At 56.1% G+C, this 19,801-nt stretch carries 18 protein-coding genes; 6 read left to right on the top strand and 12 right to left on the bottom strand.

The features are described from left to right. Window positions 1-27 precede the first annotated feature (27 nt). On the top strand, window positions 28-816 hold the full coding sequence (locus NYE33_RS05880) for an energy-coupling factor ABC transporter ATP-binding protein (RefSeq protein WP_341065088.1): 789 nt from the start codon (window positions 28-30) through the stop codon (window positions 814-816). Next, the gene (locus NYE33_RS05875; RefSeq protein ID WP_341065085.1) at window positions 813-2,732 is read left to right on the top strand and encodes an ATP-binding cassette domain-containing protein; all 1,920 of its coding nucleotides are present in this window, start codon (window positions 813-815) and stop codon (window positions 2,730-2,732) included. Before NYE33_RS05880 ends, NYE33_RS05875 begins: the two co-directional genes overlap by 4 nt. On the opposite strand, the gene NYE33_RS05870 is transcribed toward NYE33_RS05875, so the two are convergent. The 9 genes from NYE33_RS05870 to NYE33_RS05830 form a co-directional block, all read right to left on the bottom strand. After that, window positions 2,725-3,588 (bottom strand): nitroreductase family protein, encoded by an 864-nt coding sequence (locus tag NYE33_RS05870; protein WP_042140342.1) that lies wholly within the window; start codon window positions 3,586-3,588, stop codon window positions 2,725-2,727. The genes NYE33_RS05875 and NYE33_RS05870 overlap by 8 nt on opposite strands. Before the next feature lie 236 nt (window positions 3,589-3,824). Continuing rightward, window positions 3,825-6,482: a bifunctional lysylphosphatidylglycerol flippase/synthetase MprF gene (mprF, locus tag NYE33_RS05865; RefSeq protein ID WP_340948702.1), complete on the bottom strand. Its 2,658-nt coding sequence runs from the start codon at window positions 6,480-6,482 to the stop codon at window positions 3,825-3,827. A 384-nt stretch (window positions 6,483-6,866) separates the two neighbouring features. Then, entirely contained in the window at window positions 6,867-7,226 is a 360-nt protein-coding gene (locus tag NYE33_RS05860; protein WP_336103411.1) for a FlxA-like family protein, read from the bottom strand. Between the two features lie 89 nt (window positions 7,227-7,315). Further along, entirely contained in the window at window positions 7,316-8,182 is an 867-nt protein-coding gene (locus NYE33_RS05855) for a DMT family transporter (RefSeq protein ID WP_336103412.1), read from the bottom strand. Next, window positions 8,179-9,408 (bottom strand): multidrug effflux MFS transporter, encoded by a 1,230-nt coding sequence (locus NYE33_RS05850; protein WP_042140346.1) that lies wholly within the window; start codon window positions 9,406-9,408, stop codon window positions 8,179-8,181. The genes NYE33_RS05855 and NYE33_RS05850 overlap by 4 nt, the downstream gene beginning before the upstream one ends. A 261-nt stretch (window positions 9,409-9,669) precedes the next feature. Then, entirely contained in the window at window positions 9,670-10,287 is a 618-nt protein-coding gene (locus NYE33_RS05845) for an alpha/beta hydrolase (RefSeq protein ID WP_039308221.1), read from the bottom strand. 2 nt (window positions 10,288-10,289) lie between these two features. Further along, window positions 10,290-11,240: a ring-cleaving dioxygenase gene (locus NYE33_RS05840; RefSeq protein ID WP_341065081.1), complete on the bottom strand. Its 951-nt coding sequence runs from the start codon at window positions 11,238-11,240 to the stop codon at window positions 10,290-10,292. A 127-nt stretch (window positions 11,241-11,367) separates the two neighbouring features. Continuing rightward, a complete protein-coding gene (locus NYE33_RS05835; protein ID WP_039308226.1) occupies window positions 11,368-11,769 on the bottom strand; it encodes a DoxX family protein in 402 nt (133 codons plus the stop codon). 208 nt (window positions 11,770-11,977) lie between these two features. Then, window positions 11,978-12,451, bottom strand: coding sequence for a MarR family winged helix-turn-helix transcriptional regulator (locus tag NYE33_RS05830; RefSeq protein WP_042140349.1), 474 nt, complete (start codon window positions 12,449-12,451; stop codon window positions 11,978-11,980). A 1,240-nt stretch (window positions 12,452-13,691) separates the two neighbouring features. On the opposite strand from NYE33_RS05830, the gene NYE33_RS05825 reads away from it, so the two are divergent. From NYE33_RS05825 to NYE33_RS05810, 4 genes are all read left to right on the top strand, one after another. Continuing rightward, complete coding sequence (locus NYE33_RS05825) at window positions 13,692-14,375, top strand: futalosine hydrolase (protein WP_340949037.1); 684 nt, start codon at window positions 13,692-13,694, stop codon at window positions 14,373-14,375. After that, on the top strand, window positions 14,375-15,226 hold the full coding sequence (locus NYE33_RS05820; protein WP_341065080.1) for a 1,4-dihydroxy-6-naphthoate synthase: 852 nt from the start codon (window positions 14,375-14,377) through the stop codon (window positions 15,224-15,226). The genes NYE33_RS05825 and NYE33_RS05820 overlap by 1 nt, the downstream gene beginning before the upstream one ends. A gap of 53 nt (window positions 15,227-15,279) precedes the next feature. Further along, window positions 15,280-16,104 carry a class I SAM-dependent methyltransferase gene (locus NYE33_RS05815; protein ID WP_341065077.1) on the top strand — a complete coding sequence of 275 codons (825 nt, stop codon included), beginning with the start codon at window positions 15,280-15,282 and terminating at the stop codon, window positions 16,102-16,104. 135 nt (window positions 16,105-16,239) lie between these two features. Beyond that, window positions 16,240-16,914, top strand: coding sequence for a hypothetical protein (locus NYE33_RS05810; RefSeq protein WP_171720781.1), 675 nt, complete (start codon window positions 16,240-16,242; stop codon window positions 16,912-16,914). Window positions 16,915-17,680: 766 nt separating this feature from the next. Here NYE33_RS05810 and NYE33_RS05805 read toward each other — a convergent pair. The 3 genes from NYE33_RS05805 to NYE33_RS05795 all read right to left on the bottom strand — a co-directional run bounded on the left by NYE33_RS05805 (window position 17,681) and on the right by NYE33_RS05795 (window position 19,786). After that, entirely contained in the window at window positions 17,681-17,812 is a 132-nt protein-coding gene (locus NYE33_RS05805) for a hypothetical protein (protein ID WP_269323201.1), read from the bottom strand. A 76-nt stretch (window positions 17,813-17,888) separates the two neighbouring features. Then, a complete protein-coding gene (locus NYE33_RS05800) occupies window positions 17,889-18,962 on the bottom strand; it encodes an ABC transporter substrate-binding protein (RefSeq protein WP_340948693.1) in 1,074 nt (357 codons plus the stop codon). Next, window positions 18,959-19,786, bottom strand: coding sequence for an ABC transporter permease (locus NYE33_RS05795; RefSeq protein WP_336101085.1), 828 nt, complete (start codon window positions 19,784-19,786; stop codon window positions 18,959-18,961). The genes NYE33_RS05800 and NYE33_RS05795 overlap by 4 nt, the downstream gene beginning before the upstream one ends. Window positions 19,787-19,801: the final 15 nt, after the last annotated feature.

Here is a 19,801-nt window from a genome sequence, read left to right as displayed (position 1 = left end):
AGGATGATCAGGGCGCATAATTTGACCTTGTCTTTACGGGATGGCCAGCACAGGCGCCCGGTTCTGCAAGGGATTAGTATCCATATTGGACGGGGAGAATGGGTTGCACTCACAGGAGCCAACGGCTGCGGCAAAACATCGCTGGTCCGCATCTTCAACGGGCTGATTCCCCCGTCAGGAGGCAGTCTGTCCGTCGCCGGGCTGGATCTGCGCTCGCCTCAGAACCGCGCGGACGTGAAGCAGCAGGTCCAGCTTGTATTTCAGAATCCCGAGGCACAGACGGTGGGCTCTACGCCCTTCGAGGACATCGCTTTCGGGCTGGAGAACCGCGGGCTGGACCGGATTCTGATGGTTACGCGAATCCATGATATTCTGCAGCAGGTAGGACTGGCCCACAAAGCAGAAGCAGATGTCGCCAGTCTGTCCGGCGGAGAACGCCAGCGCCTGGCTGTCGGCTGCTGCCTTGCCCTGGATGCCGGCATGATCATCTTCGATGAGGCCACTTCCATGCTGGACCCGGCGGGAAGGCAGGATATTCTAGAGCTGGCCCGCCAGTTATGGAGGAGCGGCACAACCGTGCTCTGGGTCACGCAGCGGATGGAGGAACTGGCCGAGAGCCCGCGCATTGCCGTTATGGGCGATGGCCGGCTGCTCTATGACGGTGATCCGCGCACCCTGTTCTACGCCTCCGGCCTGCCGGATGCGCTCGGATGGGTTCCATCGCCCGTGGTCCGCATCGGGAGACTGCTGCAGAGACAGAACTGGCCGCTTCATCTGCTCCCGCTGACCGAGCCGCAGCTGGAGGCGATGCTATGAGGATTCAGGCAGAGCATCTCTCCTTCCATTACAACGGCAAGTACGCCGTGCAGGATATCTCCCTGAATATCCCCTCAGGCACACTGACCGTGCTCTGCGGAGTTAACGGAAGCGGCAAGTCCACTCTGCTGCGCCTGCTCGCCCGGCTGGAGCATCCGGCATCCGGCAATATCATTCATGAGGATACGAAGCCTGCGGACCACAAGGCCTGGGAGGCTGTCGCTATGGTATTTCAGCAGCCGGAGACCCAGCTGTTCGCAGACAGCGTCCATAAGGATATCGAATACGGCCTGACGCAGCGCGGTGTGCCTAAGGTGCAGCGGGACGGCATCATCCGCAGCGCCCTCGCGCGGACCGGGCTGCCTTATGATGAGTTCGCCGGACGTTCCCCTTTCCTGCTTAGCGGAGGCGAGAAGCGCCGGGTCTGTATTGCCGGAGCCATAGCCTCCCGGCCCGGGCTTCTCATTCTCGATGAGCCGACCGCAGGACTGGACCCGCAGGCGGCACAGTCGCTGCTGGAAATGGTGCAGGAGTTGCGGCAGAGCGGCCTGACTCTGATCATCGGCACGCATGATCTGGACAGCTTTCTGCCGGTTGCCGACGGGGTGATCGTGATGAAGCAGGGCGCGGTCCATTATGATGGCCCTGCTGCGGCACTGACAGCGGATCCCGGACTGCTGCGAGCCGCCGGACTTACGCCTCCGGCTTATGCCTCGATAGGCCGCAGGCTTGTAGAACGCGGCTGGCTTGAAGCATTGCCGGACAATCTGGAGGAGCTGCTCGCCGGACTGGATAAGCAGCCTCTGCCCGTTCCACAGTCTGTCAGCATTCCTGCGGCCGCCCACAAGGAGCCCAGCGAATGGAGAAGAAGCGTGACGGAATCTCCACCGGCAAGCGGAGACGCACCAGGTCTATCTGCCGCCACAATAGGCCCGGCAAGCGGAGACGCACCAGGTCTATCTGCCGCTACAATAGGCCCGGCAAGCGGAGACGCACCAGGTCTATCTGCCGCCACACCAGGCCCGGCAAGCGGAGACGCACCGGATCTATCTGCCGCCACGCCAGGCCCGGTAAGCGAGGCCCTGGCTTCAACGATTCCTCAGGGACTTTACGGGGAGCCCGCAACATCTGACCACTTATCAATCAAACAAGCCCCTGGCCGGTTACGCTGGCAGGGACTGGATCCCCGGGTCAAATGGCTGGGGATGATTATCGGATCACTAACCGTGCTGGGGATGGATACCTTCCTCCCGCTGCTGCTGGCTGCAAGCCTGCTGGCCGGACTCACGGTTTCGGCCGGAATTTCCTGGCGTAGGGTCTTCCGCTTCTTCCGCCCGTTCCTCCTCATGTTCCTGTTTCTCTGGCTGCTGTCCGGGCTCAGCTGGAACTCGCCCGGCTTCAGCATCGGCCCGCTCAGCTTCAGTTCTGCGGGACTTCAGCGCGGAGGGATCAGCGTGCTGCGGTTTCTGCTGCTGATCGTCCTCGGGTTTCTGTTCACAGAGACCACTACCGGCGCTCCGCTGCGTGAAGGGCTGGAATGGGGAATTGCTCCGCTGAGACATCTTGGAATCCGGACCCGCAACTGGTCGCTGGCTGTGTCCGTGACGCTGCAGTTCGTGCCCTGGATTCTCGGCAAGCTGACACAGCTGCAGCTGGCGCTAAGCTCGCGCGGCAGGCGGGCCCGCGGACTGGCGCGCTGGTCCCCGCGGCAGATTACCCTGATCATCGTACCCCTGCTGATCCTTGTCCTGGGCATGGGCGACGAGCTGGCTACAGCCGTTGAATCGCGCGGGTATGATCCCGCCAAGCAGCGGACTCCTGTCTATCAGCTGGCCTGGAACAAGCGCGATACATGGGTTGCGCTAGGTATCCTGACGGCAGCAGGCCTGCTGTGGTGGGTTGCCCGGATCAGCTAAGTGTATAGCTGAGCATGTATTCTGTATTCGGACTGCCGGCTTCTATTCCCGGATCATTAATGGTCCAGGTGCCTGCAATATCCAGCTCGCGGCAGGCCAGCTCGAAATTGCAGGCGGCAATGCCGATATCAATCCGCTGCATCTGGAACCCGAGCTTATTGCCGCTATAATTAGGCGTATGCTCCAAGTAGAAATGCAACTGCTGCCGGTCTGGAGACAAGACAAGTCTCCATGGCTGCTTGTTGGAGGCTGACGGGCCGATCCGGACCATCTCGATGGGGACGGCCAGCTTCCCGGCGGCTTCCGGTGTCAGCCGTTTGCTGAAATCACCGTCACAGAAGAGCTCCTGCCAAGGCTTCTTATTGTCGGCTCTGACCACATACCGCATCGTGGTATCCAGCAGCCGCTGCTTCTCCCGCGCGTAGCCGAGCGGCGTAATGCAGGGAATAATCTCCCCTTCGGCAAGCTCCAGCTCACGGGTAAAGGATTTGCGGTTAAAGGTTCCGCCAATCCAGCAGGTTCCAAGACCCAGCCCGGTCGCAAAAAGAATCAGCTTCTGGAAGGTATATCCGAACTCCAGCAGTGCCAGCTTCCCGTTACGCACGGAGCCTACCAGATAAGCCTGCGGATTCACAATGATCCCGTAAGCGCCCAGCTTCATGCCCTTGCCTTCCCCCGCCCCGCCTTTGGCCCAGATCCATTCAATCCCTGATATCCCGCCAAAAGGACCGCGCAAATTCTCTTCCTTATCCAGATACTCCATAATGGAGGCATGGGCTGCTGTATCAATTGGTGTGGTCTCATAAGTCCGCACAGACTTGCGTTTCTCCATAATTTCCATTACTGCATTCCCCATAACATCCGCCTCCTCAAATTATCCCGCAACCCTGCCCTGCCTTGCCTTGCCCTGACCTGAACTGCCCAGTCCTTACTGGCTGGCTCAGCCTTCCTGTTACAGCTTCAAGCCCAAAAAAGAGGGCTCCGCTAAGAACAGGAGCCCTCCCAAAATGATCTATACTCAATAGTTGCCTGTTCTGCGGTCCGGTTGCTGGTAAAATTAGTATCCCCTATTTCAGGAGAATCGTCCAGCTCTTATTCCTTATCTTCCGGACCCGGATGGCGGGAAACCAGTCTCACCAGATCGAGGGTTAAAAGGTAGAGGGTAAGCGATGCAGGATAGGCCAGATACCGCGGCTCCCACTGCGGCCCGAATTTCTCCTTATACCGCCGCAGGCCGGAGAATCCGTACCAGTGGCCGCCGCGTTCAAAGACCAGGCGGGCCACCTTCTCCTCGCGCAGCGCTCCGGTATTCCGGCCGGCACCAGGCTGCGGGGCATGACCCAGATTAAAGCTGCGGAACCCCCGCGACTTCGCCCACTCCAGCAGACACAGGAACAAGTAATCCATAGTCCCGTTTGGGGTATCCTTGCGGTGGCGCATGAGATCAATGGACACGGTCTTGTGTCCGTCATAGCCCGGGGCAACGGAGGCAAAAGCCATGAGTTGCCCGTCAGCTCCGCGCAGCAGCGCCAGCGGAGCGAGCTGCAGATACGGCTTGCTGAACCAGCCCAGCGAAAACCCTTTTTCCAGGCGCCCGTCCAGCCATTCCTCCGACAGCGCCCGGAGCTCCTGCAGCAGGTCTGCAGAATGCGCGGGCTCGGCAATCTTAAAGACATAGCCCTCACGTTCAAACCGGCTTGCCACACTGGGCAGATCGGCATTGCGGGGGCCGCTGGCCTTGAAGTTCTCAAGCGGCACCAACGCTTCCTCGCCCAGCTTGAAGAACCGGTAGCCTTGGCTCTGATACACCGGGAGGTAGGCTGGTGTAGCCTGGTAGAACACTACGGCGAGTCCATACAAATCCGCCGCCTGGCGGAACTCGCTGATTGCGTCATTGACCAGGCCCACCGGACCCAGAGGATCACCCAGTACCACCAGCTTGTCCCTTACTCTGGCAAAAGCGAATAACACTCTGCCCTCCCGGGCCCAGTAGAAGCTTTTGTCGCCCAGAAACAGCATATGGCTTAAGGCATTGCCCCAGCCTTCCGCCAGAAACTGCTCCAGCCGCGCCATATCCTTATCCGCGAAGAGCTCATCGGCCTTGCGCTGCGGCCGGAGAGCAACAAGCATAGTCAGCAGCAGCCAGGAGAAGATCAGTCCGCCAATAGCTGTAACCGCCACATTGCTGTGCTGCCGCAGCCATTCCGGCCGGATTCCGGATGGGAGATGCTTCAGGAAACCGTGATGCGAATAACTCCCCAGCCCATAATAACCGAGTGCTACAACTGAAGTCAGAGCCAGCCACCATACGGTGCTCCTTGTACTGAGCGGTACACTGATCCGGTAGAACCGGGTCCGCGAGATCCAGAGGATTAAGCCTACCAGCAGCAGGAACAGCGCCTCTTCATAATCAAACCCCTTCGTAAAAGCAAATACCGCCCCTCCGAGGAGCAGCAGACTCGTCCAGATATACGCTCTACGGACACGCAGGGAAATTCCCCGCGACAGCAGAATTAGCATGAAGCCGATCAGCACGGACAGATGATGGGAAATCTGCATCACCGGCAGGGACAGGAGATCCTCCGTGATCCGCAGCCGGTAGAGCAGCTCAGGTGTAGCTGCGGACAGCAGCAGAATCAGACCGCTGGCCAGCACCAGCTTGCCGAGTGCCCAGACCCCCAGGTCGCTGAGGAAGGTGTACTGGCCGGGCCAGCCCCATATCCTCTGCCATACGGTAACGGGAGTTTCAACTCTGTCTCCGCTGCGTTCAGTCCCCTTCTTACCCGGCAGCCCGATCTCCAGCGCCGCCAGCACCAGTCCGATCAGCCAGGGCACAATGTAATAGAATAATCTGTAGATGACGAGTACGGCCATGGCCTGATCGCTCCGGATTCCCAGCTGGGTAAGTCCAAGCAGGGCAATCAGGTCGAAGGCACCGATGCCTCCGGGAGCCATGCTTAGAATGCCGGCAATGGCGGCAACGACATAGATGCTGAAGACCGTTACAAACGGAGCACCGCCGAGCAGCTGACCGGCAATCATCCAGAAGGTCAGTCCGGCAAAGGTCCACTCCAGAAGGGAAGCTCCGACAGAAGCCGCTACCGTCAGCCAGGATGTCCTGCCCTGCCCCCGGTTAATCCACTTGGCGAATAGTGAGGAACGCTGGAGAATCACAAAAAACGGCAAATAAAGCGCCATTCCCCACACCGCGAATACCAGCCAGCGATGTTCATGCAGAAGGGCATCCGCCGGAAGGATTCCGGTAAGGGTGCACCAGGAGAGCAGCGACAGCCCTGTAATCATCAGCGGTGACAGAAATACGATTGCCGGTGCCAGCACGGACGAGGGCACACCGCTTTTTTTGTAGAGCAGCGTCCGGAGGCCCGCGCCAGCCAGACCGGCAAAGCCGATCAGGTTATTGAACGTATTAGCGATCCAGGCATAGCGGAAGGTGCTTAAGTAGCTGGTCTGCAAGCGGAAATGCCCGCGGATTAAATAATCATAAGTGCTCATGACCGCAACGGAGAGCAGGGAAATGCCCAGCATCTGCAGAATGGCCGGCGCGGGGACTGCTTTTAATTCATGAATGATCATCCCCAAATGAATCTGCTTCAGCTCATTCTGCCCTTCCCAATAGACAAGACCGATGATCAGCAGCGGAACAAGCGCCCTTACCGCCTTAATCCGGTAGATGGACAGAAGCAGCCTCACGAATCTGAAGCGTTCCAATCTTTGTTTCATTGAATGCATGACTTTGAATGCATGACTTCACCTGCCCTTACTGCTGAACTCACCCTTGGCTAAACAATATTCAGCATTTTCCATAGAACCTATTATAGCAATATCAGCAGCAGATGACCCGTATAACGGTTGTATGTTCACCAGAGTTAGACAGCAGGCAAAGTGTAAATCACTGCAGAGTCCGCAGTAACCGGAGAATTGCTTGAGTTTCAGCAGAAAACCGAAGGTTGATTGATCCTGTGATACAAAATACTGGGATACAAAAAATAGGCACCCGGACTGCGATCGGTCCGGACGCCTATTTCTTGCTGCACAAGGGTTACCATACCGCAATAGAGAACCAGTCACCACGGCAATGGCGGTCCTCTTCTCAGGCATGCTGTTTAGCCGGGGTTATACCCGAATGTCAAATCTGCCTTCGCTATCTGTAGTTGCCGTCGCGATTTCCTGTGCAGATGCCGCCATCAGCTTACTGCTGTCAGCAGGTTTCTCTGGAGGTGCAGCTGCACTTCCGGCCGAAGAGGAGCTGCTTGTCCCCTGTGACTTTTGGGCAATTTGCGCTTCGATCTGCTTGATCTGCTGCTCAAGCTGTTTGGTCTTGGTTTCTTTGGTCTTCTCGTCGTCTTTACTTGAACTTACCTTCTCAAGATCAGCTTCCAGCTTTGCCTTCTGCTTCTCAAGCGCGGCTGTGTCCGTTGCACTGGAGGACGTATACGAGGTGGACGTTGATGCGGATACGGATGAAATATTCATGCCTATCCCTCCTTTCACCTCTTCAATATAGCCCCTTCACCCCAGAAGAACGTTAAAATGCGCTGAAAGTTTGCTGAATGTCTGTTGTCCTAAGACTTGCGCAGCTTCCGGTTAACCAGTGTTACGCTCAGCAGGATGATAACCAGTCCGGCAAGGGTATTGGCATAGACCGGCTCATGCAGGAAGATGGCTCCCCACATCAGGCCGAATACAGGCACGAGAAATGTGACGCTGACGGTCTTAACCGGGCCGACGCTGGCGATCAGGCGGAAGTACAGCAGGTAAGCCACCGAGGTACAGATCAGCGACAAACCAAGTACGGAGTATACCGCAGCGGCCGAGGGCAGATGATCCGGGGCAAAAATAACCGCCAGCGGCAGCAGCACCACGCTTGCACCCAGCTGTTGTCCGGCAGCAAGCGCCAGCGGAGTGAGGCCGGAGCCTACACGGGAAGCATATAATCCTCCAAATGCATAGCACAATGCGGCGCAGAGCGAGTACCCTACTGACAAGAGAACTGTACTTGTGAGCGGTACCGGACTCCAGCCGACCAGAACAGCTACGCCAATTAGACCAATGACCAGGCCGGCCGACTTGGCCAGGCCCGGCTTCTCCTGCCGGGTTCCCCAGGCGGCCAGGGCCGCAAACATCGGGGTCGTGGCATTAAGGATTGCCGCCAGCGAAGCACTCAGATGCAGCTCAGCCATGCAGATCAGGGTGAACGGAAGCGCGGCATTAATGGCACCGAGCAGCAGGAACTGCTTCCAGTGCTTCAGGATACCCAGCTTGCGCCGGGTCACAAATGCATAGAGCAGCAGGGCTGCTCCGGCAAGCGTAACACGCAGCTCGGTCGTGAAGACCGGCCCCAATTCAGGAGAGGCGATCCGCATGAACAGGAAGGAGGCTCCCCAGGCGAAGGCAAGCAGCAGCAGGGTGGTGAGATCCTTGCGGCTCATGGCTTGTCCGCCCTTTTACAGAGCAGCAGGTAAGATAAAATGGACAGGATGCCTGCTCCCGCGATGACCAGCGCCATCGGCACAGCAGAGTCACTGCCGCCAAGTCCGACTAACGGAGCCGCACAGCTGCCCAGCAGCAAGGGAAGCAGACCCAGGAGTGCAGAGGCGCTGCCTGCGGTTTCTCCCTGATCCTGCATGGCAAGCGAGAAGCTGGTTGTACTCACCAGACCCACACTGGAGACCACGGCGAACAGGCAGACCAGAATCGGCAGCAGTCCGCCTCCGGCAAGGAGGGTAACCAGCAGCAGGACACCGCCGAAAGTACAGAGCAGAAGTCCGCTAATCAGCAGCTTGCGCTCCCCTACTCTTGCGGACAACCGGCCGGCAATCTGCCCGGAGATAATAATGCCGAGCCCGTTAACAGCGAAGATCAGGCTGTACATTTGCGGGGATACCCCGTAAATAATCTGCAATACGAAGGAAGAACCGGAAATATAAGCGAACATGGCTGCTGTAACGAAACCCTGGGAGAGGGCATAGCCCATAAACTTGGCATTGCCGAGCAGGATACGGAAGGTGAGCAGCGTTCCTTTGAGCCCGCTTTTGATCCGGCGTTCTTTGGGCAATGTCTCCGGCAGACGCAGCAGAATGATGGCCGCAAAGAGCAGTCCGAACACAAACAAAACTACAAACACACCCTGCCAGGTCGTTACTCTCAGCAGCTGTCCCCCGATGACAGGAGCGAAGATTGGCCCCAGCCCGTTGACAATCATCAGCAGCGAGAAGAACTTGGTTAATTCCGAGCCGCTGTACATATCACGGACCGCCGCCCGGGAGATGACCACGCCTACTGATCCGGCCAGGCCCTGGATGAAACGCAGAAACACCAGCAGGCCGATAGAAGGACTGAACGCACAGAGCAGTGAAGAAACCGCATAAATCACCATACCGATAAAGAGCGGAACACGGCGTCCATGCACATCGCTGAGCGGTCCGGCCACCAGCTGGCCCGAGGCCAGCCCCAGCAGGAAGAAGGTCAGGCTGAGCTGCACCATGGCCGGACTGGTGGCGAAATGGGTGCTAAGCGCAGGCAGAGCCGGCAGATACATATCAATCGACAGAGGGCCAATCGTGGCGATGGCTCCCAGAATGACCGCCAGCTGCAGCCGCTGTTTCTTCGAAGGCCCGCCCTCCGCAAGGCTTGAAATATGGTTTTGCTTAATCATAAATAGTGACGCAACCTTTCTTATGGTACCTCTTTAAAAGACGGCAAATCCGTTTTTGCTCAGGTCCGTTTTTTTATTCTTCATACTACCCGATCACAACCTGAATGTTCAATGCTTTTGTGCATTAACGGGGAATAGAACGGGGGAGCAATATATCTTGGACCTATAACCTATATATCGCAAAGAACCGCCTGCAGGAGCCGGCCGGCCGATCATATCACTGATCAGCAGCTACCGCAGGCGGTTGTCTGTATAGTTATATCATTCTCCGGAAGCTGTGAGTCCGGCCAGCCAATCCCTGGCAGCTTCAGCTTCGGCTGTGCTCAGGCGGTGTCCCTGATTGCCCCAGTGCGAGGTGACTTCGGCTCCCGCGCCGCTCAGCAGGGATTCCAGCTCACGTGTCTCTTCGGAGCGAATGATCGGATCATTGGTTCCTGCCCCGATAAAGACCGGAACCCCCTGCAGCGACGGAATCGCAAGGCCGCGCAGCGGCACCATCGGATGCAGCAGCACTGCCGCGCGGAAGATGCCTCCGTAATGGAAGAGCAGGCTGCCGGCGATGTTCGCACCGTTGGAGTAGCCTACTGCAACCAGATTGCCGGCATCAAATCCGTACTTCGCTGCAGCCTCGTCCAGGAACTGCTTCACCTCATGGGTGCGGAAGATCAGATCCTCCTCGTCGAATATTCCTTCAGCCAACCGCCGGAAAAAGCGCGGCATGCCATTCTCGAGTACATTCCCGCGGATGCCCAGTACCGAAGCGCCGGGAGCCAGCAGCCCGGCCAGCGGCAGCAGGTCATGCTCGTTGCCGCCTGTGCCGTGGAATAATACCAGCGTCGGCTGAGTTACATCCGTACCTTGATGGAATACATGCGTCATATTCATTTCTGCTTCACCCCGATTTCGCGGATTTCAAATGGGCTTAAGTTATCTTCTATTGCCGCACGCTGCGGTTCAAACCATGCCGGAAGCATCAGCTTCTCTCCCAGCGCGTCCGGCGCTTCATCACGGGCAAAGCCGGGAGGATCGGTCGCAATCTCGAACAGGATTCCGCCTTCTTCACGGAAGTAGATGGCATTGAAGTACTGGCGGTCCTGCACCGGAGTCGGCTGGTAGCCGTGGCTCTGTACGCGGCGGCCCCATTCCAGCTGCTCGGCATCATCTTTGGCGCGCCAGGCGATGTGGTGGACGGTACCTGTGCCGCCAGCCCCCTGCGGAACCGGAGTAGACTTCAGATCGATAATATTCCCGATATCACCGGCAGATCTGTACCGGATGTAGCCGTCACCTTCAGCAATCCGCTCCATTCCCAGCGTACGGGAGAGAGTGTCTGCTGTTCTGTCCGGGGCAGCGCTGTAGAGAACAGCACCTCCGAAGCCTTTGATCGCATGTTCTACAGGTACTCCGGCGAAGGACCAGGTGCTCAAGGAACCCTCTTCACGTTCCACCAGCTCAATCCGCAAACCGTCGAAGTCTGCGAAGGAGAGATAAGACTCGCCGATCCGGCTTACCTTGGTAACCGGAATCTGATAAGCGGCCAGCCGCTGCTCCCAGAACCCGATGGAGCCTGCCGGCACAGCATAAGTGGTTACGCCAACCTGACCGCCGCCGATTCTGCCCTTGCGTCCGGTAGACCAGGGGAAGAAGGTAATAATGGTGCCCGGTGCACCCTGCTCATTGCCGAAGTAGAGATGATAGACGTCGGGTGCGTCGAAGTTGATGGTTTTTTTGACAAGGCGCAGTCCGAGAATTCCGGCATAGAAATCAGCGTTACGCTGAGCGTCTCCTACAAAAGCGGTGATATGATGAATTCCTGCAGTTTGCATAGTCATGATTATTACCTCCTGAAATTGGGTGTGTTGTACAATCTGTTTTTTCGTAAAATGAGGATGCTATCTTGACGTCCGCCCTGGGCAGCCGCCCGCTGTCTGTGGAGCAGGCCGCCTGGCGTACCGGCTATTATTTAAAGAAAAGTGCATCAAGTGAAATCGAACCCGGACCCGCCAGAGCCACCCCGACCGCTACCACCAGTACCGTTAATGGAAACTCGATCCCGTTAGCCGTAGACCAGAACCCGTTAGGAGCATGGACTTTGACAATTGCGCCAAGCATGGTTGCGGCAATCAGCACAGCAGCTACCGGAGTCAGCAGACCGAGTGTGAACAGCAGTCCTCCGACCAGCTCCATCAGTCCTGCCAGCACCGCCATACGTACGCCGGGCTTAATGCCGATCGACTCCATCCAGCCGCCTGTACCTTTGGGGCCGTAGCCGCCGAACCAGCCGAACAGCTTCTGTGCACCATGCCCGATAAACGCTACACCAATTACCAATCTCATCAACAATAAACCTACACTAACCATTTTAAACACTCTCCATTCTCTCGATTTTAATTATCTTAACGTTAAGATATTAGGTAAAAATTTTTGGTCCTGCTGATCTATATATAATTACCGGTTACATCCGGGGACTTAGCTTGATCATCAATGCCTCATCCCGCTGCTAAAGCTGACTGTCATCTATCGGGCTCCGACCTGCTGTTCAGGTACCTGCTGTGCTATTCCCGGTCTTCTATACACCCTTGCCCAGCTTCTTCAGCAGTTGAGTGGCCTGAGCCTTCTCTTCACTGTCCAGCCCGCCCATTAGGCTGTGTATGGAACTGACATGACGGGGGAAAATATCATCGAACAGCTCGCGCCCCGCTTCCGTAATCTCGGCATAAGTCACACGGCGGTCGTCCTCGCATGGAACGCGCTTCAGTAGTCCGCGCTTCTCCAGCTTATCGATGTTGTAGGTGATACTGCCGCTGGTGACCAGAATCTTCTCGCCAATCTGCTGCAGTGGAATCCGCGTTCTATGATACAGGACTTCCAGCACCATGAACTCCGCCGATGCCAGCCCGTGGCTCTTCATATCCTTCACCGCCTGATCCATCAGGCTCTTGTAAGCCTTGGACAGAACAACGAATAATTTCAGTGATGCCGCCTGCTCCTGATCGATTGTACTGTCAGCTGCTGTACCTGCTGTGTCATTATTGCCGCTCATTATGTGCACCTCCTGTCGTGTTCGCGTTTATCTTTAAGTTAATTATCTTTAAGTTAAGATAAATATACAGCATGACGATTTCATTGTCAACTGATTAGGGGAAGATTTTTTATATACCAGAGTATATGGTGACTATATAGGAAGTTGTGTGAAAATACTCAGGGATTAACGGGGGATTACTGAGGGAAGGGATTGATGGAGTAACTTGGTGAGCGCTGGGGGAGTATTAATTGGAGTGCTGATGGAGTGCTGATGTAAGTATAGAGCGAGGTACTAAGGAAGGCTTAGGGGATTAATTTTCGATTAATAGCTTTCGGTCTCCCACCAGACGTCTTGGTTGAACTCCGAAATGCTGGTTGTATAGAGTGAGGCTATCGCTCAAATTTTAACTGTAGTTTGTACAACTAAAAAGACCTATTTCTGCGCAGGAGCAGTTTTAATTGCACTTTGTACACTTATAAAACGCTACTATGCCGTATAAGAGCAGTTTTCCTAATTATAATTGTACGGAATACAGTTATCCTTGCTGATATGGCTTTTCGCTGTCTTTTAACTGCACAAAATACAATTATCCGCTATGCGCTCCGCATTGCCTTCCCCAGATAACCCTCTGGCGCAATGGTCTGTCCCACATGCCAAGTACATTTAAAAGTTCCATCGGTAAAGTCTGTTGTATTTCATACAATTGATTTCCAGATTCCTGCTCAAAGCCGCCGGTTCCACAGTATTCTGCTGTACAGAGTGCTATAGATTCTAATTTCCGGCGGATTTTAGAGCCATCTGCTGTACATAGTGCAATAGGGAATAGAATCCAATCAGGATTGAGCTTAGGATGATTCAATTACAGTTGGATTAAACATCTGTTTCGGAAATTCCTTCAGATCAATCTAGATACAGCTTGAGTTCACTTGATAATGAAAGATTACAGCAAGGACTCGGTTTGACCTCACTCCCAAAACGGCGTATCCTTTTGGGTGCGAATGTAAGGAAGCAGTTCATTACATATAAAGGAGGCAACACCTGGATGGATTCAACGGAACTACCGGAATGGGATGCCCGGGGCCGCGATATAGCGGAAGGGAATTCTGCTGAACTGGGTACAGCTGAGCAGGATTTAGCAGTGCGGGATTCTGCGGAACGGGGTACAGCAGTGCGGGATTCTGCGGAACGGGGTACAGCAGTGCGGGATGGAGCGGTGCGGGATTTTGTTGAGCGGGATTCAGGCGTGCAGGACGGAACAATGCGGGACGCGTCCGGCAATGCTGCCCGGCTTATTCCGCCGGGCGCTAACGTGCTGATCGTGACCGCTGTCGCAGCCGAGCGGGATGCCGTCCTGCGCGGCCTGCAGGGCAGCCGCAGGTTCCATGTCATCGCAGCGGGCGCCGGCACCGCTGCGGCTGCGGCGGGCACCGCCGCCGCTCTGGCAGCCGGCTCCTACGGCTGTGTCATCAGCGCCGGGATCGGCGGCGGCTTCCCCGGCCGTGCACCCGTAGGCTCGCTGGTCGTCGCCAGCGAGATGCTTGACGCGGCCCTCGGCGCAGAGACGCCGGAGGGCTTCCGCAGCGCTGCCGAGCTTGGCTTCGGCAGCGTGTCCGTGCCTGCGCCGGGCGGCACGGTCCAGGCCCTTGCGGCCGCGCTGGCAGCGGCCGGGCTTGCGGTAAGCACGGGCACCGTGCTTACCGTGTCGACCGCGACCGGCACCGCCGGGACGGCCGCGGAGCTTGCCGCGCGCCATCCGCAGGCGGCGGCGGAAGCGATGGAAGGCCACGGGGTCGCCGTGGCCGCCAAGGCTCTGGGGATCGCAGCGCTGGAGCTGCGCGCGATCTCGAACCCGGTCGGCCCGCGCGACCGGGCCGCGTGGAAGATCAAAGAAGCCCTGGACGCCCTCACAGCGGCAGCGGCTATTCTACTGGAGGTGCTGTAATGACAACCGAACTTCATATTGCTTTTTCTCCATGTCCGAATGATACCTTCGTATTTCATGCCTGGGCGCACGGGCTGGTACCGGATGCACCCAAGCTGGAGGTGACCTTTGCCGATATTGATATCACCAACGGACTCACGGCAGACGGCGCCGGTCCGGAAGTGCTTAAGATCTCCTACGCCGCGCTTCCCTGGGTGCTGGATAAGTACAAGCTTCTGCCTTGCGGCGGTGCGCTTGGACGGGGCTGCGGCCCGCTCGTACTGACTCGTAAAGGTGCAGGTGCCATCAAACATCCGCGTCAGCTATCCGGCCGCAGAATAGCCGTGCCAAGCGAGCGCTCCACCGCCTATCTGCTCTTCCGGCTGTGGGCTGCGCAGCAGGTGCCGGACGGCCCGGCCGAGATCGTCGTCATGCCCTTCGATGAAATCATGCCTGCTGTACAGAGTGGCGCGATTGATGCCGGGCTGGTCATTCATGAAGCCCGCTTCACCTACCCGTCCTATAATCTTAACCTGCTGACTGACCTCGGCAGCTGGTGGGAAAGCGACACCGGCCTGCCTATTCCGCTCGGCGCGATCATCGCCCGCAGGGATCTGGACCACGAGTCCATTACCGGCTGGATCCGCAGCTCTTTGCAGTATGCCTGGGATCATCCCCTGGCCTGCCAGGAATATGTCCTGAGCCACGCCCAGGAGCTCTCCCCGGAAGTAGCCAAATCGCATATCGATCTTTATGTCAACGAGTTCACGATGAACCTGGGCGAGGACGGCTACGCAGCAATCTCTGCCCTGCTGACCCGTGCCGCTGCCGAGGGTCTCGTGCCTGTCATTGATCCGGAGCTGCTGCTCTAGCTTGGATTAATTAGATTAAGGAACAAACAAAACTCCTAAGGAGGCTGATTCCTATGATTCCTGCAGGCAACAGCAAGCCTAATATTGACCGCTTCTTGGGATATCAGGACGAATACGACCGTTACCGGCCCGAAGCGCCGCCGCTGGTTATTGAGCTGTTGAGTAATTACCTGGGCCGCCGTCCGTCCGCGGTGGCTGATATAGGCTGTGGCACCGGTCTGTCCACCTTCCTGTGGAAAGATGCCGCCGACTCCGTAACCGGAGTGGAGCCTAACCCGGATATGCTGGGCAAAGCCCAGGAGAAGCTGGACCGCCTGCACAGCGGGACTGAATCCGTATCTTTTGTCCAAGGCTACTCCAATGAGCTTCCCTTCGCCTCAGAGGGCGTCGACATCATCACCTGCTCGCAGTCATTCCACTGGATGGACCCGGCCAGCACACTTCAGGAAATCTCCCGCTGTCTGCGTCCGGGCGGAGTGTTCGCTGCCTATGACTGCGATTGGCCTCTGGTACTGAACCCTGCTATTGAAGCCCGTTACAATGGGCTGATCGCCACTTCGGATGACCTGCTCGCCGGGCTTCAGCCCGATGCCGAACAGGCCCGTAAATGGGACAAGGAAGGGCATCTCGGCCGGATCAAAGCCAGCGGATGTTTCACTTACGCGCGAGAAATTGTTTTTCACAACACAGAAGCCTGCGATGCAGAGCGCTATATCGGCCTGGCCCTCAGCCAAGGTGGAATGCAATCGGTTCTGAAGCTTAGCCCGGCCTCACTTGAGCAAGATATTGCCGAGTTCTCGGCAGAGGTTAAGAACTACTTCCGAGGCCGGACATTGCAGGTGCTGATTAGCTACCGGATGCGGATCGGCGTGAAATAGAAACTTTTCCTGCTATATTCTAGTTATAATCAAGCTTGTAGACTATACTTAATAACAGCGAGACGAAGAACGTCCCGGTTGCCCTCAGCGAGGGAGCCGGGGCGTTTTCTATTTTCACGGGGAGGTTGGAGCGTAATGATATTCGAAGAAGCACATCTGCAGTTTATCAACGGACATCTGGGCAGCAGGCCTGAGGGAGAACGGCGGGCACGATTGGATCGGGGGCACCGGCATGCAGAGGTTCTGTTCCTGAGGAACATCTGGTGGCCTCTGCGGGGCCACTTTGGCGGACTTCATCCGGAGTATGAAGTCATGGACTGGCGGGGAAGATCTTATTTTGCAGATTTCGCCTGGTTACCGGGATACGTGAAGCTGCTCATCGAGATCAAAGGCTATGCCTCACATGTACGCGATATGGACCGGACTAAATACTGCGGCGAACTTAACCGGGAAACGTTCCTGTACGCCATGGGCTATCATGTGATTTCATTCGCGTACGATGATGTTGAGCAGCGCCCTGAGCTTTGTATGACCCTACTGCGGCTCGTACTGGGCAGATATCAGCCTGCCGAGGCACCTGTGTCACGTGTACAGCTAATGGAGCAGGAGGTAATCCGGCTGATTATCCAGCTGGCCCGGCCCATCCGCCCGCAGGATGTGAAGGAACATTTCTCTGTCGATTACAGAACCGCAGTCCGGACGTTACACAATCTGGCTGACAAAGGCTGGCTCCTTCCCGTCCCCACCAGTAATCAGGAACGGACCGCACGGTATGAGCTGAAACGCAGTGTGCTTGAATATTTTAATTAGTCTCATAAGGAGCAATCTACTTGCGGTTCCGCAGCAGACCAAATTTAATGTAACGACTGCGGGCAGCGGACCAGCATTAATGCGATCCGTTGCGAGGCCGTAGACTGACGTAGATGAACATTGCAACATCAAGTGGATCACCACTATACTTTGTCCGCTCGACGTTTGCCCAGTAACATGTATCCGAAAAGTACGCTGAGCTTAAACCAGAACCGCCAGCAACGTTCAGGCGGATCGTTGAACCCGCTGCTGGCTGTAGGCTATAGTACCGCGAATCAACTGCTGTAACAGTAAGTGGAAAAAGGTATCTTAATTTATCGATTTCGTAGGATCGTGGCCAAGCAAGTGGAAAAACAGCAACTAATTTGGGTGATTTCAGCTACTTGGGGTGAAATGTAATAATTTAAGTGCTGTTTATCCAACTGCTGTATTCGCAGGGTTTATTTGTTCATCAGCAAGTGGAGAAAATCCAACTAACACTGCCTCCTATAGCTTCAGTAGCCAGTGATGGAGCCATGCAATTCTCCAACTAGTCATGTCCCTCACCTGTGCTCTGACCCTAACCTTCAGCTTCGCCCTTCTAGGCAACCCCTCTGACCCTCGCCTTTCAGCTTCATCCTTCTCCCCTTCCTCTAGCCTCAGCCCTCCAGCTAACTCTTTCTCTTCAATCCCTCTAGCCTTAGCCTCCCCCCTTTCTCTCCCTCCAACTTCACCCTTCTAGCCCAATCCCTCTAGCCTTATCCCTCCAGCTTCCCCCTTCTCTCCCTCAAGCCCTAGCCCCCAGCTTCACCCCTCTAGCCTTAGCCTTCCAGCCTCCCCCTTCTAGCCCAATCCCTCTAACCTTATCCCTCCAGCCTCTCCTTCTCTCCCTCCTTCTCACCTCCCCCTCCAGCCCCATCCTTCTAGCCCCTCCCTCCAGCAAAAAAACACCCGCATGCGAAACCTCCGCATGCGGGCACTCAATGACCGGCAACCTACTTCTTATTCATCTTAAACTTCAGGAACAGCTCGTTATAATGGGCAAGCATCCGCTTGCCAAGGTTGTCGTAGACCTCCAGCCGGTCCGTGATCTCGGCGGGCGGGTAGAAGCGCTCGTCGCCGGAGATGTCCTCCGGCAGCAGCTTCAGGGCAGGAACGTTCGGCGTAGAGTAGCCGACGTATTCCGTATTCTGCGCCGCCACATCCGGGCGGAGCATGAAGTTGATGAACTTATGTGCCCCTTCGATATTGGCTGCTCCGCGCGGAATGACCATGTTGTCAAACCATATGTTCGAGCCTTCCTCCGGCACAACGTAATCCAGCTTGTCGTTCTCATCCATAATCTCCGAAGCATCGCCGGACCAGACGATTCCAACAGCCGCCTCTTCGTTCGCCAGCAGCATCTTGATCTCGTCGCCGACGATCGCCTTCACATTCGGCGACAGCCGGTTCAGCTTGGTCAGCGCCTCCTGCAGATGCTCTTCATTCCTGTCATTGACGGAATAGTGCAGACTGTTCAGCGCCATGCCCATCACCTCGCGTGCTCCATCCACCAGAAAGATATTATTGTCCAGGCGCTTGTCCCACAACGAATCCCAACTGCTGAAATCAATGCCCTCCGTCATCTCGGGGTTGTAGATGATACCTACCGTCCCCCAGAAATAAGGCACCGAATACAGGTTGCCGGGATCAAAGGACAGATCCATGAATTTGGACCCGATATTGGCCAGATTCGGAAGCTTGCTGTGATCCAGCGGCAGCAGCAGGTTCTCTTCCCGCATCTTGGCAATGGCATAGTCGGAAGGGACCACGACATCGAAGACCGTACCGCCCTGCTCAACCTTGGTCAGCATCGCCTCATTGGAGTCAAAGGTCTGGTAGATCACCGTAATGCCGGTCTCCTCCTGGAACTGCTCCAGCAGCTCGGGATCGATGTAATCGCCCCAGTTGTAGATCGTCAGCGTATTGCCGCCGGAATAGCCTTCTGCCGAGTTCAGTCTGGAGGCCAGGAACATCAGCCCGAACGCTACGATCAGAATCGCCAGAAATGTATTTACCAGCTGTTTCATCTAGGCACCCCCGCTTCAGCAACCGGTTCTGCAATATGCGTAGCCGGGCGGCTCTTCCGCTGGTTAAGGTAGTAGTAGCCTATTACCAGCAGGATGGTGAAGAGGAAGATCAGGGTCGACAGTGCATTAATCGACAATGAGACCCCTTGGCGCGCCCTCGAATAGATCTCAACCGACAAGGTGGAATATCCGTTGCCTGTTACGAAGAAGGTTACCGCGAAATCATCCAGGGAATAGGTCAGGGCCATGAAGAACCCGCTGAAGATCCCCGGCTTGATGATCGGCAGAATCACCTTCGTGAGCACATCACGGCGCGTGGCCCCAAGATCCCGGGCAGCGTCAGTCAGTGTCGGGCTCATCTCCTGCAGATGCGGCAGGATCATGATAACGGCAATCGGAATACTGAACGCCACATGCGATAGCAGAACGGAGGTGAAGCCCAGCTTGATCCCGACAATCGTGAACAGGATCAGGAAGGAGGCTCCGATAATTACATCCGGGCTGACAATCAGCACATTATTCAGCGAGAGCAGCGTGTTCTTGGCCCGGCGGCTGCGGACATGCTGAATCGCCAGTGCTCCGATGATCGCAATCAGCGTTGCAATCGCCGAAGACAGCAGCGCAATGACCAGCGTATTAATCATAATAATCATCAGCCGGGTATCGGCCACGACTTCGCGGTAATAATCCAGCGTGAAGCCCTCGAATTCATGCATCGTGCCGCCGCTGTTGAACGAGTAGTACATCAGATAGAAAATCGGCGCGTACAGAACCAGGAAGACCAGCACCAGATAGATATTCGCGATTCCGTTTTTATTTTTGATTTTGTTTCTATTCTT

It is taken from the genome of Paenibacillus sp. FSL R10-2199 (assembly GCF_038000235.1).
Lineage (GTDB): Bacteria > Bacillota > Bacilli > Paenibacillales > Paenibacillaceae > Paenibacillus_AQ > Paenibacillus_AQ phytohabitans.
The sequence above is the reverse complement of the archived record's forward strand: the minus strand, read 5'-3'. Positions and strand labels throughout refer to the sequence as shown.

Bases quoted from the DNA above. Each gene is read 5' to 3' on its own strand.
- NYE33_RS05815 (WP_341065077.1), top strand. From the start codon at position 15,280: ATGATTCCTGCAGGCAACAGCAAGCCTAATATTGACCGCTTCTTGGGA.
- NYE33_RS05870 (WP_042140342.1), bottom strand. From the start codon at position 3,588: ATGGGGAATGCAGTAATGGAAATTATGGAGAAACGCAAGTCTGTGCGG.
- NYE33_RS05840 (WP_341065081.1), bottom strand. From the start codon at position 11,240: ATGACTATGCAAACTGCAGGAATTCATCATATCACCGCTTTTGTAGGA.
- NYE33_RS05820 (WP_341065080.1), top strand. From the start codon at position 14,375: ATGACAACCGAACTTCATATTGCTTTTTCTCCATGTCCGAATGATACC.
- mprF (WP_340948702.1), bottom strand. From the start codon at position 6,482: ATGCATTCAATGAAACAAAGATTGGAACGCTTCAGATTCGTGAGGCTG.
- NYE33_RS05855 (WP_336103412.1), bottom strand. From the start codon at position 8,182: ATGAGCCGCAAGGATCTCACCACCCTGCTGCTGCTTGCCTTCGCCTGG.
- NYE33_RS05845 (WP_039308221.1), bottom strand. From the start codon at position 10,287: ATGACGCATGTATTCCATCAAGGTACGGATGTAACTCAGCCGACGCTG.
- NYE33_RS05875 (WP_341065085.1), top strand. From the start codon at position 813: ATGAGGATTCAGGCAGAGCATCTCTCCTTCCATTACAACGGCAAGTAC.
- NYE33_RS05810 (WP_171720781.1), top strand. From the start codon at position 16,240: ATGATATTCGAAGAAGCACATCTGCAGTTTATCAACGGACATCTGGGC.
- NYE33_RS05850 (WP_042140346.1), bottom strand. From the start codon at position 9,408: ATGATTAAGCAAAACCATATTTCAAGCCTTGCGGAGGGCGGGCCTTCG.
- NYE33_RS05830 (WP_042140349.1), bottom strand. From the start codon at position 12,451: ATGAGCGGCAATAATGACACAGCAGGTACAGCAGCTGACAGTACAATC.
- NYE33_RS05800 (WP_340948693.1), bottom strand. From the start codon at position 18,962: ATGAAACAGCTGGTAAATACATTTCTGGCGATTCTGATCGTAGCGTTC.
- NYE33_RS05825 (WP_340949037.1), top strand. From the start codon at position 13,692: ATGCGGGACGCGTCCGGCAATGCTGCCCGGCTTATTCCGCCGGGCGCT.
- NYE33_RS05835 (WP_039308226.1), bottom strand. From the start codon at position 11,769: ATGGTTAGTGTAGGTTTATTGTTGATGAGATTGGTAATTGGTGTAGCG.
- NYE33_RS05860 (WP_336103411.1), bottom strand. From the start codon at position 7,226: ATGAATATTTCATCCGTATCCGCATCAACGTCCACCTCGTATACGTCC.
- NYE33_RS05805 (WP_269323201.1), bottom strand. From the start codon at position 17,812: ATGGGGCTGGAGGGGGAGGTGAGAAGGAGGGAGAGAAGGAGAGGCTGG.